22 protein-coding genes are annotated in these 19,474 nt (G+C 74.1%); 12 read left to right on the forward strand and 10 right to left on the reverse strand.

The features are described 5' to 3' along the window. Positions 1–62: 62 nt before the first annotated feature. The 5 genes from QRT04_RS12100 (at position 63) to QRT04_RS12120 (ending at position 5,128) form a co-directional block, all read left to right on the forward strand. Entirely contained in the window at positions 63–884 is an 822-nt protein-coding gene (locus QRT04_RS12100) for an LOG family protein (RefSeq protein ID WP_289455530.1), read from the forward strand. A 7-nt stretch (positions 885–891) separates the two neighbouring features. Then, complete coding sequence (locus tag QRT04_RS12105) at positions 892–1,875, forward strand: dihydropteroate synthase (protein WP_289455531.1); 984 nt, start codon at positions 892–894, stop codon at positions 1,873–1,875. Then, positions 1,872–3,146, forward strand: a complete 1,275-nt coding sequence (locus QRT04_RS12110) for a hypothetical protein (protein WP_289455532.1) — start codon at positions 1,872–1,874, stop codon at positions 3,144–3,146. Before QRT04_RS12105 ends, QRT04_RS12110 begins: the two co-directional genes overlap by 4 nt. Positions 3,147–3,361: 215 nt before the next feature. After that, on the forward strand, positions 3,362–3,529 hold the full coding sequence (locus QRT04_RS12115; RefSeq protein WP_013772033.1) for a DUF3117 domain-containing protein: 168 nt from the start codon (positions 3,362–3,364) through the stop codon (positions 3,527–3,529). Positions 3,530–3,541: 12 nt separating this feature from the next. Continuing rightward, the gene (locus QRT04_RS12120; RefSeq protein ID WP_289455533.1) at positions 3,542–5,128 is read left to right on the forward strand and encodes a leucyl aminopeptidase family protein; all 1,587 of its coding nucleotides are present in this window, start codon (positions 3,542–3,544) and stop codon (positions 5,126–5,128) included. Positions 5,129–5,220: 92 nt separating this feature from the next. On the opposite strand, the gene QRT04_RS12125 is transcribed toward QRT04_RS12120, so the two are convergent. Further along, positions 5,221–5,853: an O-methyltransferase gene (locus QRT04_RS12125; protein WP_289455786.1), complete on the reverse strand. Its 633-nt coding sequence runs from the start codon at positions 5,851–5,853 to the stop codon at positions 5,221–5,223. A 231-nt stretch (positions 5,854–6,084) separates the two neighbouring features. On the opposite strand from QRT04_RS12125, the gene sigE reads away from it, so the two are divergent. The 7 genes from sigE to QRT04_RS12160 all read left to right on the forward strand — a co-directional run bounded on the left by sigE (position 6,085) and on the right by QRT04_RS12160 (position 12,819). Next, on the forward strand, positions 6,085–6,717 hold the full coding sequence (gene sigE, locus QRT04_RS12130) for an RNA polymerase sigma factor SigE (protein WP_289455534.1): 633 nt from the start codon (positions 6,085–6,087) through the stop codon (positions 6,715–6,717). Further along, the gene (locus tag QRT04_RS12135) at positions 6,714–7,733 is read left to right on the forward strand and encodes a zf-HC2 domain-containing protein (RefSeq protein ID WP_289455535.1); all 1,020 of its coding nucleotides are present in this window, start codon (positions 6,714–6,716) and stop codon (positions 7,731–7,733) included. The genes sigE and QRT04_RS12135 overlap by 4 nt, the downstream gene beginning before the upstream one ends. Then, a complete protein-coding gene (locus tag QRT04_RS12140; protein ID WP_289455536.1) occupies positions 7,730–9,523 on the forward strand; it encodes a S1C family serine protease in 1,794 nt (597 codons plus the stop codon). Before QRT04_RS12135 ends, QRT04_RS12140 begins: the two co-directional genes overlap by 4 nt. A gap of 48 nt (positions 9,524–9,571) precedes the next feature. After that, positions 9,572–9,958, forward strand: a complete 387-nt coding sequence (locus QRT04_RS12145) for a twin-arginine translocase TatA/TatE family subunit (RefSeq protein WP_289455538.1) — start codon at positions 9,572–9,574, stop codon at positions 9,956–9,958. Positions 9,959–10,076: 118 nt separating this feature from the next. Further along, entirely contained in the window at positions 10,077–11,114 is a 1,038-nt protein-coding gene (gene trpS / locus QRT04_RS12150) for a tryptophan--tRNA ligase (RefSeq protein ID WP_289455539.1), read from the forward strand. Then, the gene (locus QRT04_RS12155; RefSeq protein WP_289455540.1) at positions 11,111–11,695 is read left to right on the forward strand and encodes a 2'-5' RNA ligase family protein; all 585 of its coding nucleotides are present in this window, start codon (positions 11,111–11,113) and stop codon (positions 11,693–11,695) included. The genes trpS and QRT04_RS12155 overlap by 4 nt, the downstream gene beginning before the upstream one ends. A 53-nt stretch (positions 11,696–11,748) precedes the next feature. Then, positions 11,749–12,819, forward strand: coding sequence for a YihY/virulence factor BrkB family protein (locus QRT04_RS12160; RefSeq protein WP_289455541.1), 1,071 nt, complete (start codon positions 11,749–11,751; stop codon positions 12,817–12,819). Between the two features lie 31 nt (positions 12,820–12,850). Here QRT04_RS12160 and QRT04_RS12165 read toward each other — a convergent pair whose 3' ends face one another. The 9 genes from QRT04_RS12165 to sdhC all read right to left on the reverse strand — a co-directional run bounded on the left by QRT04_RS12165 (position 12,851) and on the right by sdhC (position 19,316). Further along, positions 12,851–13,633 (reverse strand): phosphotransferase enzyme family protein, encoded by a 783-nt coding sequence (locus QRT04_RS12165; RefSeq protein ID WP_289455542.1) that lies wholly within the window; start codon positions 13,631–13,633, stop codon positions 12,851–12,853. Positions 13,634–13,716: 83 nt separating this feature from the next. Continuing rightward, on the reverse strand, positions 13,717–14,286 hold the full coding sequence (locus QRT04_RS12170) for a hypothetical protein (protein ID WP_289455543.1): 570 nt from the start codon (positions 14,284–14,286) through the stop codon (positions 13,717–13,719). A gap of 11 nt (positions 14,287–14,297) precedes the next feature. Then, positions 14,298–14,711 (reverse strand): DUF4383 domain-containing protein, encoded by a 414-nt coding sequence (locus QRT04_RS12175; protein ID WP_289455545.1) that lies wholly within the window; start codon positions 14,709–14,711, stop codon positions 14,298–14,300. 99 nt (positions 14,712–14,810) lie between these two features. Next, positions 14,811–15,344 (reverse strand): DinB family protein, encoded by a 534-nt coding sequence (locus tag QRT04_RS12180; protein ID WP_289455546.1) that lies wholly within the window; start codon positions 15,342–15,344, stop codon positions 14,811–14,813. Positions 15,345–15,429: 85 nt separating this feature from the next. Further along, positions 15,430–15,609, reverse strand: a complete 180-nt coding sequence (locus QRT04_RS12185; protein WP_289455547.1) for a hypothetical protein — start codon at positions 15,607–15,609, stop codon at positions 15,430–15,432. Between the two features lie 175 nt (positions 15,610–15,784). After that, positions 15,785–16,543: a succinate dehydrogenase iron-sulfur subunit gene (locus tag QRT04_RS12190; RefSeq protein ID WP_289455548.1), complete on the reverse strand. Its 759-nt coding sequence runs from the start codon at positions 16,541–16,543 to the stop codon at positions 15,785–15,787. Continuing rightward, positions 16,543–18,393: a succinate dehydrogenase flavoprotein subunit gene (gene sdhA / locus QRT04_RS12195; protein WP_289455549.1), complete on the reverse strand. Its 1,851-nt coding sequence runs from the start codon at positions 18,391–18,393 to the stop codon at positions 16,543–16,545. Before sdhA ends, QRT04_RS12190 begins: the two co-directional genes overlap by 1 nt. A gap of 57 nt (positions 18,394–18,450) precedes the next feature. Next, positions 18,451–18,912: a succinate dehydrogenase, hydrophobic membrane anchor protein gene (sdhD, locus tag QRT04_RS12200; RefSeq protein WP_289455550.1), complete on the reverse strand. Its 462-nt coding sequence runs from the start codon at positions 18,910–18,912 to the stop codon at positions 18,451–18,453. Continuing rightward, positions 18,912–19,316, reverse strand: coding sequence for a succinate dehydrogenase, cytochrome b556 subunit (gene sdhC / locus QRT04_RS12205; protein ID WP_289455551.1), 405 nt, complete (start codon positions 19,314–19,316; stop codon positions 18,912–18,914). Before sdhC ends, sdhD begins: the two co-directional genes overlap by 1 nt. Between the last annotated feature and the right edge of the window lie 158 nt (positions 19,317–19,474).

Here is a 19,474-nt window from a genome sequence, read left to right on the forward strand (position 1 = left end):
GTTCGGCGACCCGTCGTGCGAACGAACCGGTTCCGCCCGACCCGCGCGCCTAGAGTCGACACATGAGTGACGACGGCCAGCCCGCACCGGGCCACGGCTACCGCAAGGGGCCCGTGCTCCTGCGCGGCGAGCAGATCCCCGCGACGACCTCCGACCAGCGGCTGCTGAGCCGCACGGACCCGTCGAGCTGGCTGCACGACGACCCGTGGCGCGTCATGCGCATCCAGAGCGAGTTCGTCGAGGGGTTCGGCGCGCTCGCGGAGATCGGGCCGGCGGTCAGCGTCTTCGGCTCGGCGCGCACGCCCGCCGACGACCCCGTCTACGAGGTCGCGGTCGAGGTCGGCCGCCTGCTGGTCGAGGCGGGGTACGGCGTCATCACCGGCGGCGGGCCCGGGATCATGGAGGCGGCGAACCGCGGTGCCAAGAAGGCGGGCGGGCTGTCGGTCGGCCTCGGCATCGAGCTGCCGTTCGAGCAGGGCATGAACGAGTACGTCGACCTCGGCGTCAACTTCCGGTACTTCTTCGCCCGCAAGACGATGTTCGTCAAGTACTCCGAGGGCTTCGTCGTGCTGCCGGGCGGCTTCGGCACCCTCGACGAGCTGTTCGAGGCGCTCACCCTCGTCCAGACGCACAAGGTCATCGAGTTCCCGATCGTGCTCGTCGGCCGCGACTACTGGCAGGGCCTCGTCGACTGGATCTCGGGGCCGGTGCTGTCGCGCGGCATGATCTCGGCGGCGGACGTCGAGCTCCTGCAGATCGTCGACACGGCCGAGGAGGCCGTCCAGATCGTGCGCGAGCGCGGCGCCGAGCTCCGCGCGGAGGAGGAGGCGGCGGTCCGCGCCGCGGCCGCGGACCGCGCGGCCGCCGAGGACTCCAGCCGGTGAGCCGCCGGTGACGCTCCCGCCGCTGCCGGGCGTCCCCGCGCCCGGCGCCGTCCTGCGCCTGCGCGGCCGCGAGCTCGGGCCCGAGCGCACCGTCGTGATGGCCGTCGTCAACCGGACGCCCGACTCGTTCTACGCGCCCGCGCGCTTCGACGACGCGTCGGCCGACGCCGCGGTGGCCCGCGCCGAGGAGGAGGGCGCCGACATCCTCGACATCGGCGGCGTGCGCGCCGGCCGCGGCCCGCGCGTGTCGGTCCAGGAGGAGCTCGACCGGATCGTCCCGCTGCTGCGCCGCGTCCGGACGCGGCACCCCGACCTTCTCGTCAGCGTCGACACGTGGCGTGCGGACGTCGCGCGCGTCGTCGCGGACGAGGGGGTCGACCTCGTCAACGACACGTGGGCCGGGCACGACCCGCAGCTCGTCGAGGTCGCGGCGGAACGCGGGCTCGGCGTCGTGTGCTCGCACACCGGGGGCGCGCTGCCCCGCACGGACCCCTTCCGAGTGGCGTACGGCGTCGGCGACGAGCCCGCCGATCCGGACGGCGCCGACGGCGCCGACGTCGACCCGCTCGCCGTGGCGTCCCGTGACCCGCTCGACGCCGTGCTCCGCGACGTGGTCGCGACGGTGCGGGCCGCGGCGCGCCGCGCGGTCGACCTCGGCGTCGACCCGGCGAGCGTGCTCGTCGACCCGACGCACGACTTCGGCAAGAACACGTGGCACTCGCTCCACCTCGTGCGGCGCACGCAGGCGCTCGTGGTGCTCGGCCATCCCGTGCTGATGGCGTTCTCGCGCAAGGACTTCGTGGGGGAGTCGCTCGACCTGCCCGCCGCGGACCGGCTCGAGGGCACGCTCGCGGCCACGGCTGTCGCGGCGTGGCTGGGCGCCCGCGTGTTCCGGGCGCACGACGTCGCCGCGACACGCCGCACGCTCGACATGGTCGCGACGATCCGCGGCGACCGCGCGCCGGCCCGCGCCGTGCGGGGGCTGGCATGACGGGCACGGCGACGCTCCCCGAGGACCACGCAGGCGCGGCCACCGCCGACGCGGCGCGCACGTGGTGGGACCCGCGCGGCTGGCGCTGGTGGGTCCAGGTGCTCGCGGTCTACGCGGCGGCGCGCGCGTTCACGACGGTGGCGCTGCTCGTCACGCTGCGCGGCCAGGTCGTGCCGAACTACTGGATGCCGACGGCGCCCGGCTCGTTCTGGCAGTTCACCGGTCTGTTCTGGGACGCGGACTGGTACCGGCAGATCGCCGAGAACGGGTACCCGGCGCAGCTGCCCGTGGGCGCGGACGGGCTCGTGCAGCAGAACGCCTGGGCGTTCTTCCCGCTGTTCCCCTTCTTCACTCGCGGCGTCATGACGGTCACGGGGCTGCCGTGGGACGTCGCGGCGCCGTGCGTCGCGGTGCTGCTCGGCGCGGTCGCGATGCTCGTCATCCACCGGCTCGTGGTGCACGGCGCTCCGCAGGCGGTCGCGGCCCGGCCGGGTCTGCCGCTCGCGACGGTCGCGCTCGTCAGCGTGTTCCCGACCTCGGTCGTGCTGCAGGTGGGGTACACGGAGGCGCTCGCGCTGATGCTGATCGCGATCGCGCTCCTGATGGTCGTGCAGCGACGGTACGGGTACGCGGCGCTCGTCATCGTGCTGCTCGGGTTCTCGCGCGCGGTCGCGCTGCCCATGGCCGCCGTCGTCGTGGTGCACGCGCTCGTGCGGTGGCGCGACGCCCGGCGCGGCACGGACCGGCTGGTCGCGCACGACGTCGCCGGCATCGCCGGACTCGCGGCGGCCGCCGTCGTCTCGGGCGTCGCATGGCCGCTCGTCGCGGGCTGGGCGACGGGGCGGTCGGACGCGTACCTGCTGACGCAGCAGGCGTGGCGCGGGGTCCGGTCGACGGCGCCGTTCGAGGGCTGGGGCTACGTCTCGCGGTTCTGGTTCGGCGACCGCGCGTCGCTCGTGCTGGTCGCGAGCTTTGCGCTCGTCATCGCCGTCCTCGTGGTCCCCGCGGCGTGGCGGCTGGGCAACGAGCTCCACACCTGGGCCGCGGCGTACCTGCTCTACATCGCGGCGGCGGTCGAGCCCGGCTCGAGCCTCGCCCGCTTCCTGCTGCTCGCGTTCCCGCTCGGCGCCGTGACGGCCGGGGTGGTGACGCGCCCGGCGAGCGCGCGCCGCTGGTGGCTGGCAGGCGTCGTCGTGCTCATGCTCGCGCTGCAGCTCGTCTGGATCTGGAACATCTGGCGGTTCGACCCGCCGACCAGCTGGCCGCCGTGACGGGCCCGCGCGTGCGCGCGCTCCCCGGGGGCGGGTGCGCGCGCCCGGTGCGCCCGTCGTCCGCCGGACGGGTGGGTCGTGCGCATCGGTCGAGGTCGCGGCGCCGCGGTGAACTAGACTGTCCGACGGACATCCGGCAGCTCGGCCCCCTCCCGACGTGCACGCACGCGGGTGGGAGGTCCCGTCGGGACGAACGAGGCGAAGGAGAGGCCCGCATGGCCGCGATGAAGCCGAGGACCGGCGACGGCCCGCTCGAGGTGACGAAGGAGGGTCGCGGCATCGTCATGCGCGTCCCGCTCGAGGGCGGTGGTCGGCTCGTGGTCGAGCTCAACGCGACCGAGGCCGCGGAGCTGGGCGAGGCGCTGACGTCCGTCGTCAGCTGACCCGTCGACCGTATGGCGCCGGACCGCGCACCCCGCACGCTCCCGACGGTCAGCGCGTCGGGCGACGACCTCATCACGAGCCCGCTGATCGCGGCGGGCTCTCTCGACGCGGTCGCCGTGCCGGTCGCGCCCGGGGTGCCGGGTGACGACCACGGGCTGCAGCCGCGCCCCGGCGCCGCGCAGGCGGCGGCGCGGTACGGCATCGACCTCGCCGAGATCGGCGAGCGCGTCGCCCTGACGGGCGCCGCCGGCGAGGCGTACGTGCTCCAGTTGCCGCGCTCCGTCGGCTCGGCGGTCGAGCTGCCGTGGAGCCAGCTCCCGCCGCGTGTGGTGCTCGTGGGCGTCGGCGACGCGAGCCCGGCGGAGCTCCGCCGGGCCGGTGCTGCGCTCGCCCGAGCGACGCGCGGCCTGACCACGGTCGCCACGACCATCGGCGTCGACCGCGGACGCAGCGCGTCCTGGTCCGCCGACGCGGCACGCGCCATCGCCGAGGGCTACCTGCTCGCGGCGTACAACCCGCCGTCGGCGGCCGCCAAGCCGGCCGAGGGCGCGCCCGACCTCGTGCTCCTCGAGCGGGACGGCACGCGGGTCGCCGCGGCGCTCGAGTCGGCGCGCGTCGCGGCGTCGGCGACGTGGCTGGTCCGCGACCTCGCGACCACCCCGTCGAACAAGAAGGACCCGGCGTGGATCGCGGACCGGGCCCGGCGCCTCGGTGGCCGCCAGGGGCTCGCGGTGCGCGTGCTCGGCCCGCGGGAGCTCGCGACGCAGGGCTTCGGCGGCATCCTCGCGGTGGGCGCGGGCTCGGCGTCCACGCCCCGGCTCGTCACCGTCTCGTACACGCCGGCCACGCCGAGCGGCGCCGACGCGCGCCACGTGGTCCTCGTCGGCAAGGGCGTGACGTACGACACCGGCGGCCTCAGCATCAAGCCGCGCGAGGCGATGGTGCCCATGAAGACCGACATGACGGGTGCCGCGGTCGCGCTGGCCACCGTCCTGGCTGCGGCGAACGAGGGCGTCGCGCACCGCGTCACCGCGGTGCTGCCGCTCGCCGAGAACCACGTCGGTGGCGCGTCCTACCGGCCGGGCGACGTGCTGACCATCTACGGCGGCACGACCGTCGAGATCGCGAACACGGACGCCGAGGGCCGGCTGCTGCTCGCCGACGCGCTCGCGTACGCCGACGCGGAGCTCGACCCGGACGTCGTCATCGACGTCGCGACGCTGACGGGCGCGGCGAAGGTCGCGCTCGGCCCGCAGATCGGCGCCCTGTACGGCACCGACGACGCGCTCGTGGCGGCGCTCGCCGCAGCGGGCGACGCCAGCGGGGAGCTCGTCTGGCCGATGCCGCTCGTCGACGAGTACGAGGAGGGGGTGCGGTCCGACGTCGCCGACCTCCGCCACGTCGCGCAGGACGGCTCCCTCGGTGCCGGCTCGATCGTCGCCGCGCTCTTCCTGCGGCACTTCGCGGGCAGTCGGCCGTGGGCGCACCTCGACATCGCCGGGCCGGCCCGCGCGGGCGCGGACAAGCACGAGGTCACCGAAGGCGCGACGGGGTTCGGCGCGCGCCTGCTGCTGCGGTACCTGGTCGACCTGGTCTGACTCGAACCTGGTCGGCCTGGTCTGACCGAACTTGGTCGGCCTGGTCTGACCGAACCTGGCCGACGCGGGTGGACCGGGCCGGCGCGAGCCCGTCAGCGCTTGACGGCCACCAGCAGGCCGTCGCCGGCCGGGAGCAGGGCCGGCAGCAGCCGGTCGTCGTCGCGGACCTTGCGGCCGATCTCCCGCACGGTCGTCGTCGTCTCGTCGCGCCGCGCCGGGTCGGCGACGCGGTCGTGCCAGAGCGCCCCGGCCACGGCGAGCACGCCGCCGGCGCGGAGCAGGCGGACGGCCTGCTCGACATAGGCGGGGGCGTTCTCCTTGTCCGCGTCGACCAGCACGAGGTCGTACGCGCCGTCCGTCAGGCGGGGGAGCACGTCGAGCGCGCGGCCCGAGATGGTGCGGGTGCGGGTGGGCCGGACACCCTCGTCCGCGAACGCCTCCTTGGCGGCGCGGTGGTGCTCGACCTCGAGGTCGATCGTCGTCAGCACGCCGTCGGCCGGCATGCCGCGCAGCAGGTACAGCGACGAGACGCCCGTGCCGGTGCCGATCTCGACCGCGGCCTTGGCGCCGACCGCCGCCGCGAGGACGGACAACGCCGCGCCCTCGCCGGGCTGGACGGGTGCGCAGCCGAGCTGCGCGGCGCGCTCGCGCGCGCGGAGCAGCACTTCGTCCTCGCCGAGGAACTCCTCGGCGTAGACCCAGCTGTTGGCCTTGTCGGTGGAGATGACCGCCTCCGAGGGGGTGCGTGGTGACGCGGCCAGCGTAGCCGCGGGCGACCGCCCGGTCGGGGAGGCCCGCGGGGCGCGCACGCAGACCGTGCGCGGACGCGGCGGACGTGCGGCGGAACTGTTCGCACGTCGTGGACGTTGCAGTCGGAGGTCGGGGCGTGCGGGCGACGCCTGCCGCGACACCTGGGAGGATGGACCTCCGCGCACCGCCCGAGAGGACCGCGCCGCATGACAGCACCGAACGGCACCGCCACGACGCCGTGGCAGCCGCCGTCGTGGGAGCAGATCGTGCGCGACCACTCGGCCCGCGTCTACCGCCTCGCGTACCGCCTGACGGGCAACCAGCACGACGCCGAGGACCTGACGCAGGAGACGTTCGTGCGCGTCTTCCGCTCGCTGCACACGTTCACGCCCGGCACGTTCGAGGGCTGGCTGCACCGCATCACCACCAACCTGTTCCTCGACCAGGCCCGCCGCCGCCAGCGCATCCGGATGGACGCGATGGGCGACGACGACGACCGGTTCGAGTCCGCCGACGAGCTCGCGGGGCCCGAGCGCGCGTTCGAGCACGCGCACCTCGACCACGACGTGCAGCGCGCGCTCGACGAGCTGCCGCCCGAGTACCGCGCGGCCGTCGTGCTGTGCGACGTCGAGGGCCTCTCGTACGAGGAGATCGCCGCGACGCTCGGCATCAAGCTCGGCACCGTCCGCTCGCGCATCCACCGGGCCCGCGCGCGGCTGCGCGTCGCGCTCGAGCACCGGGCTCCGACCGGGTGGTCGGCGGACGGCGGCGCCGGCGCGTCGGCGGGTGCGCCCGAGGCGCCGGTCGTCGCGCCCACGGTCGACGAGGTGGTGCCGTGAGCCACCGCGGTCCGTGGATCAGCGCGTACCTCGACGGCCAGCTGTCGCCCGAGGAGGCCGAGCGCGCGACCGCGCACGTCGCGCAGTGCCGCGCCTGCGCCGAGGAGCTCGCGGCCGCCCGCGCGACGAGGCGCGCGCTCGCGGCCGCGCCCGACATGGACCCGACGCCCGACCTGACGGCCCGGCTGCTGTCGCTCGCGCCCGGGGAGCCGAGGCGTGCCGTCCCGCCGGTCGACCCGTTCGCGCCGCCGGCCGCGACCGCCGCCTTCGCGTCCTACGGGCTCGCCTCCGGGCGCCTCGAGGCGCTGCGCGGCGCACCGCTGCGGGGGCGGGTGCGCCCGAGGCGCTCGCCCGTGCGCATCGCGGCCGGCTCGGTGGCCGGGCTCGGCGCCGTCGCCGCGATGCTCTTCGCGCTCGGCGACCGGCCCGAGGTCGCGCCCGTGAGCCACCCGGGCACGGACCTCGGGCTGCTGGGGGCGTCGACGGGTCCGGCGGACTCGGTGCGGCTCGCGGCGCTGAGCGCGGACGCGGACGGCGACGTGCCCGTCGACACCCGCGGCGACGTGACCGGCTGGCTGCGCGCGCACCACTGGGCGTTCCCGTCCGCGCTGCCCGCCGGCTGGTCGGTCGGCGCGGTGCGCTGGTGCGACGACTGGTCCGCCGGCGCCGCGCAGGCGAGCTCCGCGGCGCCGCACGGCCGCCTGCTCGAGCTCGACCTCGTCGGGCCGCGCGAGTCGGTCGTCGTCGCGGAGCAGCCGGGCCGGCTCGACCCGGAAGCGGTCGCGCACGCCGATCGCGAGCAGGTCGCCGGGCGCGACGTGCTGGTGCTGTCCAACGAGCCGTGGCACGTCGTGTGGCAGGCGAACGGGACCGTCGTGCAGGTCGTCGCGTCGGCCCCGAGCGACGACGTCGAGGCGCTTGTGGCAGCCTTTCCCGTCGGCGCCTACGACGACGGCGTCCCCGCGCGCATCGTGCGCGGGTGGGACACCGTGACGGGAGCGATGCAGCGGCCATGACGAACCCGCCCGCCGAGGGTGCCGAGCCGCGCGAGCCCGCACGTGACCCGTTCGCCCCGCCGCGCTCGGCGTACGCCGCCGGCCCGGTCGTCCCGGCCTCCGAGCCGCCGCAGCCGACCGCCGACGCGGGCGGCCGCGACTCCGGCTCTGCGCCGACCGCCCACGCGGGCGACCGCGACTCCGGCTCTGCGCCGGCCGCGGACGCCGACGGCCACGACGACGGACGCGTGCCCACCACCGACGCCGTGCCCCCGCACCCGGCGCCCGCGGCGCGCGCGTACGCCTCGGGCTACCCGTCGTCGTCCGGCGCGCCCGCGGCGGCGCAGGCGGGTCCGGCGACGCCGCCCGCGCAGGCAAGTCCGGGGACGCCCGCGCAGATGACTCCGGCGACGCCGCCCGCGCCTGCGGTCGCTGCCGCAGCTCCCGAGGCGTCCCCGAGCGCCGCGCCCGCCCCTGCAGGCTTCGCCCCGCCCGCCGCCGCGTCGGCGCGCGCCTACGCCGGGACCTCGGCGCACCACGGCCCCGCGGGCTACGCGCAGCCGTCCGCGGCGGCCCACGACCGGCCCGGCTTCCCGACGTCGCACGCGGCGCAGGGGCAGCCGGCGTTCCCGCCCTACCGGACCCCGTACGGCCCCGCGCCGCGCCTGCCGTACCCGGACCTCGAGCCCGAGCCGCGGCGCCGCCGCTCGCTCTCGGTCGTGTGGGTCGTCCCGCTGCTCGTCCTCGCGCTCGTCGCCGGGCTCGTCGGCGGCGTGCTGGGCTCGAGCCTGACCCGCGACGACAGGCTCGCGGACGCCGGCCTGCCCGCGGTCCCGGTCGGCTCCGCGCCGACGCCGCGGGCGTCCGACTCGGTCGCGGGCATCGCCGCGGAGGTGCTGCCGAGCGTCGTGTCGATCCAGGTCAGCGGCAGCGCGGGCCAGGCGACGGGCTCGGGCTTCGTGCTGCGCCAGGACGGCTACATCCTGACGAACAACCACGTCGTGACGGAGGGCAGCGACCGCACGGCGTCGTCGATCGTCGTGACGTTCGCCGACGGGAGCCAGAAGAAGGCACGGGTCGTCGGGCGCACGGCGGACTACGACCTGGCGGTCGTCAAGGTGGGCGTCAAGGGGCTGACGCCGCTCGCGCTCGGCGACTCCGACAAGGTCGTCGTCGGCGACCCGGTCGTCGCGGTCGGCGCTCCGCTCGGCCTCGCCGGCACGGTGACGACGGGCATCGTCAGCGCGCTGAACCGGCCGGTGTCGGCGGGCGGCGCGCAGAGCACCGGGACGGCGTTCATCAACGCGATCCAGACCGACGCGGCGATCAACCCCGGGAACTCGGGCGGCCCGCTCGTCGACGCGCACGGCCAGGTCATCGGCATCAACTCGGCGATCGCGCAGCCGCCGGGCACGTCCGAGGGCTCGGGCGGCAGCATCGGCCTCGGCTTCGCGATCCCGTCGAACCAGGCGCGGCGCACCGCCGAGCAGCTCATCGAGAAGGGCCACGCGACGTACCCCGTGATCGGCGTGCTGCTCGACCAGCGCTACACCGGCGAGGGCGTGCGGGTCGCGACGGCGCCGCAGAACGGCCAGTCGCCCATCACCGCGGGCGGACCGGCCGACCGGGCGGGCATCAAGACGGGCGACGTGATCCTCGCGATCGACGGTCGGCCGGTGACGGAGCCCGACGAGCTCATCGTCGCGATCCGCGCGCGCACGCCGGGCGACACGGTCGTCCTGCGCGTCCGCACCGGCACCGCCGACGCGCGCGACGTGCGCGTGAAGCTCGACGAGTCGCAGTCGGACTGAACCGGTTCTGCTGCCGGTCGGCTCAGGACCGCGGGGTACCCTGAGCCGGTGTTCGGGATCAACGGCGGAGAGCTCCTCGTGCTCCTCGTCGTGGCCGCGGTCGTCATCGGCCCCGAACGCCTTCCTGGGTACGCCGAGCAGCTCGGCCAGTGGGTGCGCCGCGCGCGCCAGTTCGTGCAGGACACCAAGCAGCGCGTGGACGAGGAGCTGGGCGAGGAGGCGCGCTCGGTCGACTGGGCGTCGCTCGACCCGCGCAAGTACGACCCGCGCCGGATCGTGCGCGAGGCGCTCCTCGACGACGTGACGAAGCCCGTGTCGGCGATGGCCGGCGCGGGAGCGGCGGTGCGGGACCCGTCGCCCGCGACCGGCGACTGGCGTCGCTCACCCGCTCCCGTCGGTGCGCCCGGCACGCCGTTCGACGACGAGGCCACCTGACCTGACCCGACCCCGTCCGGCCGGGCGACCTGCACGGCCGGGGTCGTCCGGCGCTTGCCCTCCGAACCGTTCGTGGACCGCCCGCCAGGCGGCCCGCGCGGCCTGACAGAATGGCGGAATGCTCGTGGCGCCGCAGCGCATCTTCTCCGGGATGCAGCCCACCTCGGACTCGCTCCACCTCGGCAACTACCTCGGTGCGCTGACGCAGTGGGTCGCCCTGCAGGACGGGTACGACCCGATCTACTGCGTGGTCGACCTCCACGCCCTGACGGTGAACCCGGAGCCCGCGGTGCTGCGCGAGCGGACGCGCCGCACCGCCGCCCAGTACCTCGCCGCGGGTGTCGACCCGTCGCGGTCGCTGCTGTTCGTGCAGTCGCACGTGCCGGAGCACGCGCAGCTGACGTGGATCCTCTCCTGCCTCACCGGCTACGGCGAGGCGAGCCGCATGACGCAGTTCAAGGACAAGTCCGCGAAGCACGGCAACGAGGGCACCAACGTCGGGCTCTTCACGTACCCGATCCTCATGGCGGCGGACATCCTGCTGTACGACACGGCGCTCGTGCCGGTCGGCGAGGACCAGCGCCAGCACCTCGAGCTGACGCGCGACCTCGCTCAGCGACTGAACGCCCGCTTCGGCGCCGACACCGTGGTGGTCCCTGAGCCGTACATCGTGAAGGCGACGGCCAAGATCTACGACCTCCAGGAGCCGACCGCGAAGATGAGCAAGACGGCGTCGAGCCCGAACGGGCTCGTCGAGCTGCTCGACGACCCGAAGGTCGTCGCGAAGCGGATCCGCTCGGCCGTGACGGACACCGAGCGCGAGATCCGCTTCGACACGGCGGCCAAGCCCGGCGTCTCGAACCTCCTGTCGATCTACTCGGCCCTGTCCGGCCGCACGATCACGGACCTCGAGGGGTCGTACGAGGGCAAGGGCTACGGCGACCTCAAGAAGGACCTCGCCGACGTCGTCGTCGCGTTCCTCGAGCCGTTCCAGGCGCGGTTCCACGAGTTCCTCGACGACCCGGCGCAGCTCGACGCCGTGCTCGCCGACGGCGCGGAGCGCGCCCGCGAGATCGCGGCGCCCGTGCTCGCGCGCGTGTACGACCGGTCGGGGCTCCTCCCGGCGCGGGCCGCCGTCGCCGGGGCGCGCGCATGAGGTTGCCGGAGCGATCCGGCGACCAGGTCCGGATCGGCATCGCCATCACGGTGCCCGAGCCGTACGCGACGCAGCTCCAGGACGCCCGCGCCCGGTACGGCGACCCGTGGGCCGAGTTCATCCCACCGCACATCACGCTCATGCCGCCGACCGTGCACGAGCCCGACGAGCTGCCAGTGATCGGCAGGTATCTCGACGGCGTCGCCGCGCGGCACGAGCCGTTCGTCGTCCGCCTGCGTGGCACCGCGACGTTCCGGCCGGTCTCGCCGGTCGTGTTCGTCCAGGTGGTCGAGGGCATCTCCGGCTGCGAGCTGCTCGAGCGCGACGTGCGTACCGGTCCGCTCGCGCAGGAGCTCCAGTTCCCGTACCACCCGCACGTGACGATCGCGCACGAGGTCGACGACGAGCGGCTCGACGCCGCGTTCGACGGCATGGCGGGCTTCGACGCGTCGTTCGTCGTCGACCACTTCCACGGCTACGAGCACGGCGACGACGGCGTCTGGCGTCCGGCGCGGGATTTCGTGCTGGGCGGCGGGGCTCGTGACGACGCCGACGAGCGCGAGGCGAGCGTCTCGTCCTGAGCCGCCGCCGCGGTTCCCGAGCGCGACGGCGACGGACCGCCTAGCGTCGACCCGTGATCCGGAACCGTCGTCGCGGTGCCGCGCACGACGGTGACGCCGCTGCGCCGCCCGCCGGCGCCGGTCGCGCGCACGTCGCCGCGGCCGCTGCCGCACCCGACCCCGGCGCGGACCGGCCGAGCCTCGTCCAGCGGGCCAAGGCGCTGCTCGACCGGCTCCAGCGCACCCGGGCGGCCCGCGCCAACGCCCGGTTCGGGGCCAAGGGCGGCGGGCTCCTGACGGGAGGCATCGCCTACGCCACGCTGTTCTCGGTGTTCGCCGGCCTGACCATCGGCTACGCGGTGTTCATGGCGGTGCTCGGCAAGAACGAGCACCTGCGCCAGTCGGTGATCACCGCGATCTCGGACGCGCTGCCGGGGATCATCAAGACGTCCGCGGGGGACACCCAGGGCCTCATCGACCCGAGCTCGCTGCACCTCAGCGGGGGTCTGACGGCCGCGGGCATCGTGGCGTTCGTCGTGCTCGTGCTGAGCGCGATCTCGGCCACCGCGGCGCTGCAGACGGCGGTCAGGGCGATGTTCACGGACGAGGGCGGCGGCAACGCGGCGATGGGGAAGGTGCGCCAGCTCGGCGGCTTCGCCGCGTTCGCGGTCGCGATCCTGCTCTCGGCCATCCTGACGACCGCGATGGCCAGCGTCACGCAGTGGGTCCTCGGGCGGCTCGACTGGAGCGGCGGCACGACGATCGCGCTGCGGCTGGTCGGCGCTCTGGTCGCGTTCGCCGTCGACGCCGGCATGTTCGTGCTCGTGGTGCGGTTCCTCGCTGGCCAGCGGCCGCCGTGGCGTGACCAGCTGTGGGGCGCGGGGATCGCGGCGTTCGGGATCGGCGTCGTGCGCTGGCTCGGCACGTCGGTCGTCGCGGGTTCGGCGGCGAAGCACAACCCGGCGCTCGCGTCGTTCGCCGTGATCGTCACGCTGCTCGTCTGGGTCAACCTGATCGCGCGGATCGTGCTGCTCGCCTCGGCGTGGACGGCAAACCCGCCGCTCCGCGTGCAGCCTCCGGCGCCGCCGCAGGAGCAGGCACGCGACGTGTCGCGCGAGGGCGACGCGCGCGCTGCGCTGAGCTGATCGCGGCCGGTTCGTGCTCGCGGATCCGGGGCTAGAGAAGCGCCCGCACCGCGTCGATCCGGCCCGCGAGGACGGCGAGCCGCGCGCGGGTGCTCGCGGGCTCGCCGCGCTCGCCGAGCCGGAGCATGCCCGGGTCGCCCGCGCGCTGACCCGCCTCGATCCGGTCGGTTGCCATCGTCACGCGCGTGGTGACGTGGTCGAGGATCACGGCTGCAGACGGCGGGTCCGACGCGGCGCCCTCGTTCGCTCCGGAACGGTACGCGTCTGCGATCACGCGAAGGCCGCGGGCCGCCGTGGCCGGGTCCTCGCCGAGTCGAAGCAGCGGTGAGTTCCACGCGAGCATGGCGAGGTCGTCGAGCGGCACACCCGGCCCGGCCGTGTCCCAGTCGAAGACGCCCGCGAGCGTGTCGCCGTCGAACGCCATGTTGTACATCGCGCTGTCGTGATGGCAGACGATCTCGCCCGGCTCCAGCGCACGCTCGACGAACCGCCACCGTCTCGTGCCCCGCGGGAAGCCGGCGACGGCGCCGTGGAACCGCCGGAGCCAGCGCGCAGCGGCACCGAGCTGCGCGTCGGTCAGCTCCTCGACCCCGATCGGGACCACCCGGCCGTCGAGGTAGGTGAGGACCTCGCGGCCCTGGTCGTCGACGCCGAGCACGCGCGGGATGCAGTCGAGTCCGGCCGCCGCGAGGAAGTCCAGCAGCTCGTGCACCGCGGGCGTCCACGCGCCGGTCGGACGCCGCACGGTGTCGCCCACGCGGACGGCGCCGCCCACGTTGCCGCCCGGCAGCACGATCTCCTCACCCGCGTCCACGACCGTCGACCGTAGCCCGTCGCCCGCGCGCTCGCAGGCGCCGTTGCGCCCGAGTGCCGACCCGACGCCCACACGAGGCGGGCTCAGTGGTGGCCGGTGCCGCTCATCCCCGGCATCCCGCCCATCCCGGGCATCGTCGCGTGCGCCCCCGCCTCGGTCGTCGCGAGCGTCGGGACGGTGATGAGCGCCGCGACCAGCGCGCCCAGCGCCAGGAGGCCGAGGCGGCCCCAGACACCCGCCCGCACGGGCCGGGCCCGGGCGCGCGGCCCGAGCCGCAGGTCCACGGCGAGGACCAGGGCGCAGACGAGCTCGAGCCCGACCACCACGGCGTCTGCCACACCCACCACTCCCGCGGTGGGCAGGACGAGCACCCAGCCGACCGCGCCCAGGGCGAGCCCGAAGAACGCCGTCCGGCGTGCGCGCAGCGGTCCGCGGAGCGCGGTACCGGCCCAGCCCAGCTCGGCCGCGCCCCACACCGCGGCGGTCACGCCGATCAGCGCGTGATCGCTGAGATGCTCGGATGCCACGGCGAGCCGGACCAGCGCCGCGGCGAGAACGCCGTAGCCGAGCCAGGTGCGTCGGACGAACGCGGCAAGCGGCTCGCCGTCGGCGAAGCCGCCCCGGTGGGCGCCCGGGTGGCCGGTGGTCAGCATCGCGACCTCCGTCACGCGCGAGCCAGGCGCTCCGACGTGGCCGCGCGGTCGGCGGCGAGTCCGACGCCCAGCAGGAGCACCGCGCTCGCGAAGTGGAGCACGTTGTCGGCGCCGTTGAGCGCCAGGATGTTCGCCGACGACCCGACGAGGAACAGGCCGACGATGCCGACCAGCAGGTACACCGCGCCGACGGTCGTGTTCACCGCGCGCGCGGCCGACGCCGAGGCGAGGGCGGCGGCCAGCAGTGCTGCGCCGATCAGCAGGTGGACCACGTTGTGCAGCGGGTTGACCGCGAACACGATCAGCGTCTTGCCGCTCGTGGCGGCGAAGTCGACGCCGGGCGTGACGAAGAAGCCCGCGATGCCGACCAGGAGGTAGACCGCGCCGAAGGCGGTGCCGATGATGCGGTTCGGGGACTGACCCATGTCGGGACCTCGATTCCTCGGGTGAGGCGGCGGCGCCCGTGGGCTCACCGTCGCGCTGTCACCCTGAGTTCGGTGCGAGCGGTCCGTCGGATGGGTCCGTCATGCTCCCCACGACCGGTACAGGTCGCGCAGCAGCGCCAGCTCGGCGCCGTGGTGCGCGAGCTCGTCGGTCGCGTGCACCACGAGCGCCGCCCACGGCGACTCCGCGAACGGGCCCCAGCGCGGTCCCATCTGCTCCCAGATGCCGTCCTCGCCGAGGCCTTCCATCGTCGAGCGGAAGGCCGCGGCGGACGCGCGCAGATCGGTCAGCGCAGGTCCGACCTCGCCGTACCACGCAGCGCCGGAGGGCTGGATCGGGCGCGGAACGTCGCTCGCGCGCAGGTAGTCGGCGAGGCAGTCCGACGCGAGGTGCCAGAGCCGCCAGGCGATCGTCGTCACGGGCGGCGGCTCGGGCTCGGGGCGGACGTGGTCGACGCGCCAGCCGCCGCCGGGAACCGGCCGCACCGACCACATGCCCGCGACGGGCTCCCACAGGTACTCGTCCTGGGTCAGCCCGTCGAGCCGCGCGTCGAGGCGCGTCCACGCGTCGTCGTAGCCCGACAGGATCAGGGGCAGCGTCGCTCGGTCGATCACGCGCGCCAGGCTAGGGGAGGCCACCGACACCCGGCTCGGTCTTGCCCGCGCCGGCCCGGTCCGGCCCGGTCCAGCCCGGTCGGCGTCAGTCCCGGCGTCGCTCTGGCTCGTCGATCCCCCGCCGCGCGAGCTCCTCGCGCACCGTCCGCGGGATCTCGCGGCACCCGCACTCCTGCGCGTGCTCGAGGTGCCACGCGACGCGCGCGTCCATCGGTGCACCCTGGCCGAGCTCGTGCGCGTCGTGCCACTCCCGGTTCAGCGTCATGCGCCCAGCCCACACCCGGTGCCGCGGCCTGACCAGGGCCGAACGGCTCAGAACGCGCGCGTGATCATCGCGCGCTTCGCTCGCCTCTCCGCGGCCTTCCGCGCGGCTGGGTCAGAAGGCGCGCGTGATCATCGCCCGCTTCACTCGCCTCTCCGCGGCCTTCCGTGCGGCTGGGTCAGAACGCGCGCGTGATCATCGCGCGCTTCACTTCTTGGATCGCCTTCGTCACCTGGATCCCCCGCGGGCACGCCTCGGTGCAGTTGAAGGTCGTGCGGCAGCGCCACACGCCCTCCTTGTCGTTGAGGATCTCCAGGCGCTGCGCGCCGCCCTCGTCACGCGAGTCGAAGATGAACCGGTGCGCGTTCACGATCGCGGCGGGGCCGAAGTACTGGCCGTCGGTCCAGAACACCGGGCAGCTCGAGGTGCACGCGGCGCAGAGGATGCACTTGGTCGTGTCGTCGAACCGCTCGCGCTGCTCGGCCGACTGCAGGCGCTCACGCGTCGGCTCGTTCCCCGTCGTGATGAGGAACGGCATGATCTCGCGGTAGCTGGCGAAGAACGGCTCCATGTCGACGACGAGGTCCTTGATCACCGGCAGGCCCTTGATGGGCTCGACGGTGATCGGCTTGCTCGGGTCGAGGTCCTTGAGCAGCGTCTTGCACGCGAGCCGGTTGCGGCCGTTGATGCGCATCGCGTCCGACCCGCACACGCCGTGCGCGCACGAGCGGCGGAACGTCAGCGAGCCGTCCTGCTCCCACTTGACCTGGTGCAGCGCGTCGAGCACGCGGTCGGTGCCGTGCGCCTGCACCTGGAACTCGTCCCAGCGCTCGGCGAGCTCGCCGTCGTCAGCCGGCAGGTGCCGCAGCACGCGCAGGGTGACGGTGAACGACGGAACCTCGCCGATCTTCGAGGGTGCCTCAGCAACAGCGGTCATCAGTACTTACGCTCCATCGGCTGGTAGCGGGTCACGGTGACGGGCTTGGAGCCCAGCACGAGCTGGTAGTCGTCGAAGACCTCGGTGTACGCGAACGCGCCGTCGTGGTCGCCGTCGGCGCCCGACTGCCACTGGCGGCCGCCCTTGGCGGGCAGCGGGCGCCGGTAGGCCATCGTGTGGCGCATGTAGTTCTCGTCGTCGCGCTTCGGGAAGTCCTCGCGGAAGTGCCCGCCGCGCGACTCGTCACGGTTGAGCGCGCCGACCACGACGGTCTCGGCGATGTCGAGCAGGAAGCCCAGCTCGACGGCCTCGAGGAGGTCGGTGTTGAACGTCTTCGACTTGTCCTGCACCGAGACGGCGCGGAACCGCTTGTGCAGCGCCTTGATGTCGGCGAGCGCCTGCTGCAGGGACTCCCGGGTGCGGAACACCTGCGCGTTCGCGTCCATCGTCTCCTGCAGCGCCTTGCGGAGGTCCGCCACGCGCTCGCCGTCGGGGCGCACGCGGATCTGCTCGAGCTCCGCCACGACGTCGACCGCCGGGCTCTCGGGCAGGTCGACGAACGACGCACCGACGGCGTAGTGCGCCGCCGAGATGCCGGCGCGCTTGCCGAACACGTTGATGTCGAGCAGCGAGTTGGTGCCGAGACGGTTCGAGCCGTGCACGGACACGCACGCGACCTCGCCCGCGGCGTACAGGCCGCGGATCACGTCGTTCGAGTTGCGCAGGACCTCGCCCTCGATGTTCGTCGGGATGCCGCCCATCGCGTAGTGCGCGGTCGGGTAGACGGGCACCGGCTCGGTGTACGGCTCGATGCCGAGGTAGGTGCGCGCGAACTCGGTGATGTCCGGCAGCTTCGCGTCGATGTGCGCGGGCTCGAGATGCGTGAGGTCGAGCAGGACGTAGTCCTTGTTCGGGCCCGCGCCGCGGCCCTCGCGGACCTCGTTCGCCATCGAGCGGGCGACGATGTCGCGCGGCGCCAGGTCCTTGATGGTCGGCGCGTACCGCTCCATGAACCGCTCGCCGTCGGCGTTGCGGAGGATGCCGCCCTCGCCGCGCGCGGCCTCCGAGAGCAGGATGCCGAGCCCCGCGAGGCCCGTCGGGTGGAACTGGAAGAACTCCATGTCCTCGAGCGGGATGCCGCGGCGGTAGGCGAGCGCCATGCCGTCACCGGTCAGGGTGTGCGCGTTGGAGGTCGTCTTGAAGATCTTGCCGGCGCCACCCGTCGCGATGACGACGGACTTGGCCTGGAAGACGTGGATCTCGCCCGTGGCGAGCTCGTAGGCCACGACGCCGCTGACGTTGACCTCCTCGCCCTCGGGCACGTGGCCCGCCGCGAGGTCGTGGTCGACGAGGAGGTCGAGCACGTAGAACTCGTTGTAGAACTCGACCTCGTTCTTGACGCACTGCTGGTACAGCGTCTGCAGGATCATGTGGCCCGTGCGGTCCGCGGCGTAGCAGGACCGGCGGACGGCTGCCTCGCCGTGGTTGCGCGTGTGGCCGCCGAACCGGCGCTGGTCGATCTTGCCCTCGGGCGTGCGGTTGAACGGCAGGCCCATCTTCTCCAGGTCGAGCACCGCGTCGATGGCCTCTTTGGCCATCACCTCGGCGGCGTCCTGGTCGACCAGGTAGTCACCGCCCTTGACGGTGTCGAACGTGTGCCACTCCCAGTTGTCCTCCTCGACGTTCGCCAGCGCGGCGCACATGCCGCCCTGCGCGGCGCCCGTGTGGGAACGCGTGGGGTAGAGCTTGGAGATGACGGCCGTGCGCACCCGGGTCGAGGACTCGAGCGCCGCACGCATGCCCGCGCCGCCAGCGCCGACGATCACGACGTCGTACTGATGCGTCTGCATGGGGTTCCTTACTGGTGCGACTGGGGTGGCTGGTCTGCGGCTCGTGGGGTCGAGCGATCAGCCGGCGGTGCAGAACGAGGGCAGCAGGTCAGCGGCGACGCCGTGCGGGCACGGGTTGAACGTGAAGATCACGAGCGTCCCGAGCACGACCACGACGAGGAACGCGAGCCCGACGAGCGACTTCAGGACGAGGCGCGTCGTGTCCTTCTCGGCGTAGTCGTTGATGATCGTCCGCACGCCGTTCGTGCCGTGGATCATGGCGAGCCACAGCATCAGCAGGTCCCAGACCTGCCAGAACGGCGACGCCCACTTGCCGGCGACGAACGCGAAGTCGATCGCCTTGACGCCCTCGCCCGTGACGAGGTTGACGAACAGGTGGCCGAAGATCAGCACGAGGAGCAGCACGCCCGAGACGCGCATGAACACCCAGCCGTAGAGCTCGACGTTGCCGCGGGTGGTGCGACGACCGGGGCCTGCCTTCGGCGGGCGCGGGGCCTTGGGATCGGCGATCAGCGTCATCAGTTGCCCCCGAAGACGTGCATGAGGTGACGGGGCAGGAAGCCGGCCATCGTGACGACCCAGAGGGCGACGACGATCCACAGCATCCGGCGCTGGTGCTTCGGACCCTTGGCCCAGAAGTCGACCAGGATGATGCGGATGCCGTTGAACGCGTGGAACACGATGGCGGCGACCAGGCCGGCCTCGCCGAGGCCCATGATCGGGTTCTTGTACGTGCCGATCACGGCGTTGTAGTCGCCCGGTGACACCCGCACGAGCGCCGTGTCCAGCACGTGCACCAGCAGGAAGAAGAAGATGACGACGCCGGTCACGCGGTGCGCGACCCACGACCACATGCCTTCGCGCCCTCGGTAGAGCGTTCCGGCGGGCGCTTTGTCGGGCGCCTTCGCGGGCACCGTGGGCATGGGGGAGCCTCCCGGGAAGTCACTGCGTCGGACGTCGGCGTCCTTGTCGCACTCACTGTAATGACACCGAACCGTCACGCCTGCCCCGCGCGGGCCCAAGGTCCCGGGTTGTGACCCATCCCACATCGTGGGACGCGCTGCGCGGATGGCTAGCCTTT

Origin of the sequence: Cellulomonas alba, from assembly GCF_030362835.1 — a bacterium.
Lineage (GTDB): Bacteria > Actinomycetota > Actinomycetes > Actinomycetales > Cellulomonadaceae > Cellulomonas > Cellulomonas alba.

Coding starts and splice junctions, on each gene's coding strand:
- QRT04_RS12100 (WP_289455530.1), top strand. CDS start 63: ATGAGTGACGACGGCCAGCCCGCACCGGGCCACGGCTACCGCAAGGGG.
- QRT04_RS12110 (WP_289455532.1), top strand. CDS start 1,872: ATGACGGGCACGGCGACGCTCCCCGAGGACCACGCAGGCGCGGCCACC.
- QRT04_RS12115 (WP_013772033.1), top strand. CDS start 3,362: ATGGCCGCGATGAAGCCGAGGACCGGCGACGGCCCGCTCGAGGTGACG.
- QRT04_RS12120 (WP_289455533.1), top strand. CDS start 3,542: ATGGCGCCGGACCGCGCACCCCGCACGCTCCCGACGGTCAGCGCGTCG.
- sigE (WP_289455534.1), top strand. CDS start 6,085: ATGACAGCACCGAACGGCACCGCCACGACGCCGTGGCAGCCGCCGTCG.
- QRT04_RS12140 (WP_289455536.1), top strand. CDS start 7,730: ATGACGAACCCGCCCGCCGAGGGTGCCGAGCCGCGCGAGCCCGCACGT.
- trpS (WP_289455539.1), top strand. CDS start 10,077: ATGCTCGTGGCGCCGCAGCGCATCTTCTCCGGGATGCAGCCCACCTCG.
- QRT04_RS12155 (WP_289455540.1), top strand. CDS start 11,111: ATGAGGTTGCCGGAGCGATCCGGCGACCAGGTCCGGATCGGCATCGCC.
- QRT04_RS12170 (WP_289455543.1), bottom strand. CDS start 14,286: ATGCTGACCACCGGCCACCCGGGCGCCCACCGGGGCGGCTTCGCCGAC.
- QRT04_RS12175 (WP_289455545.1), bottom strand. CDS start 14,711: ATGGGTCAGTCCCCGAACCGCATCATCGGCACCGCCTTCGGCGCGGTC.
- QRT04_RS12185 (WP_289455547.1), bottom strand. CDS start 15,609: ATGACGCTGAACCGGGAGTGGCACGACGCGCACGAGCTCGGCCAGGGT.
- QRT04_RS12190 (WP_289455548.1), bottom strand. CDS start 16,543: ATGACCGCTGTTGCTGAGGCACCCTCGAAGATCGGCGAGGTTCCGTCG.
- sdhA (WP_289455549.1), bottom strand. CDS start 18,393: ATGCAGACGCATCAGTACGACGTCGTGATCGTCGGCGCTGGCGGCGCG.
- sdhD (WP_289455550.1), bottom strand. CDS start 18,912: ATGACGCTGATCGCCGATCCCAAGGCCCCGCGCCCGCCGAAGGCAGGC.
- sdhC (WP_289455551.1), bottom strand. CDS start 19,316: ATGCCCACGGTGCCCGCGAAGGCGCCCGACAAAGCGCCCGCCGGAACG.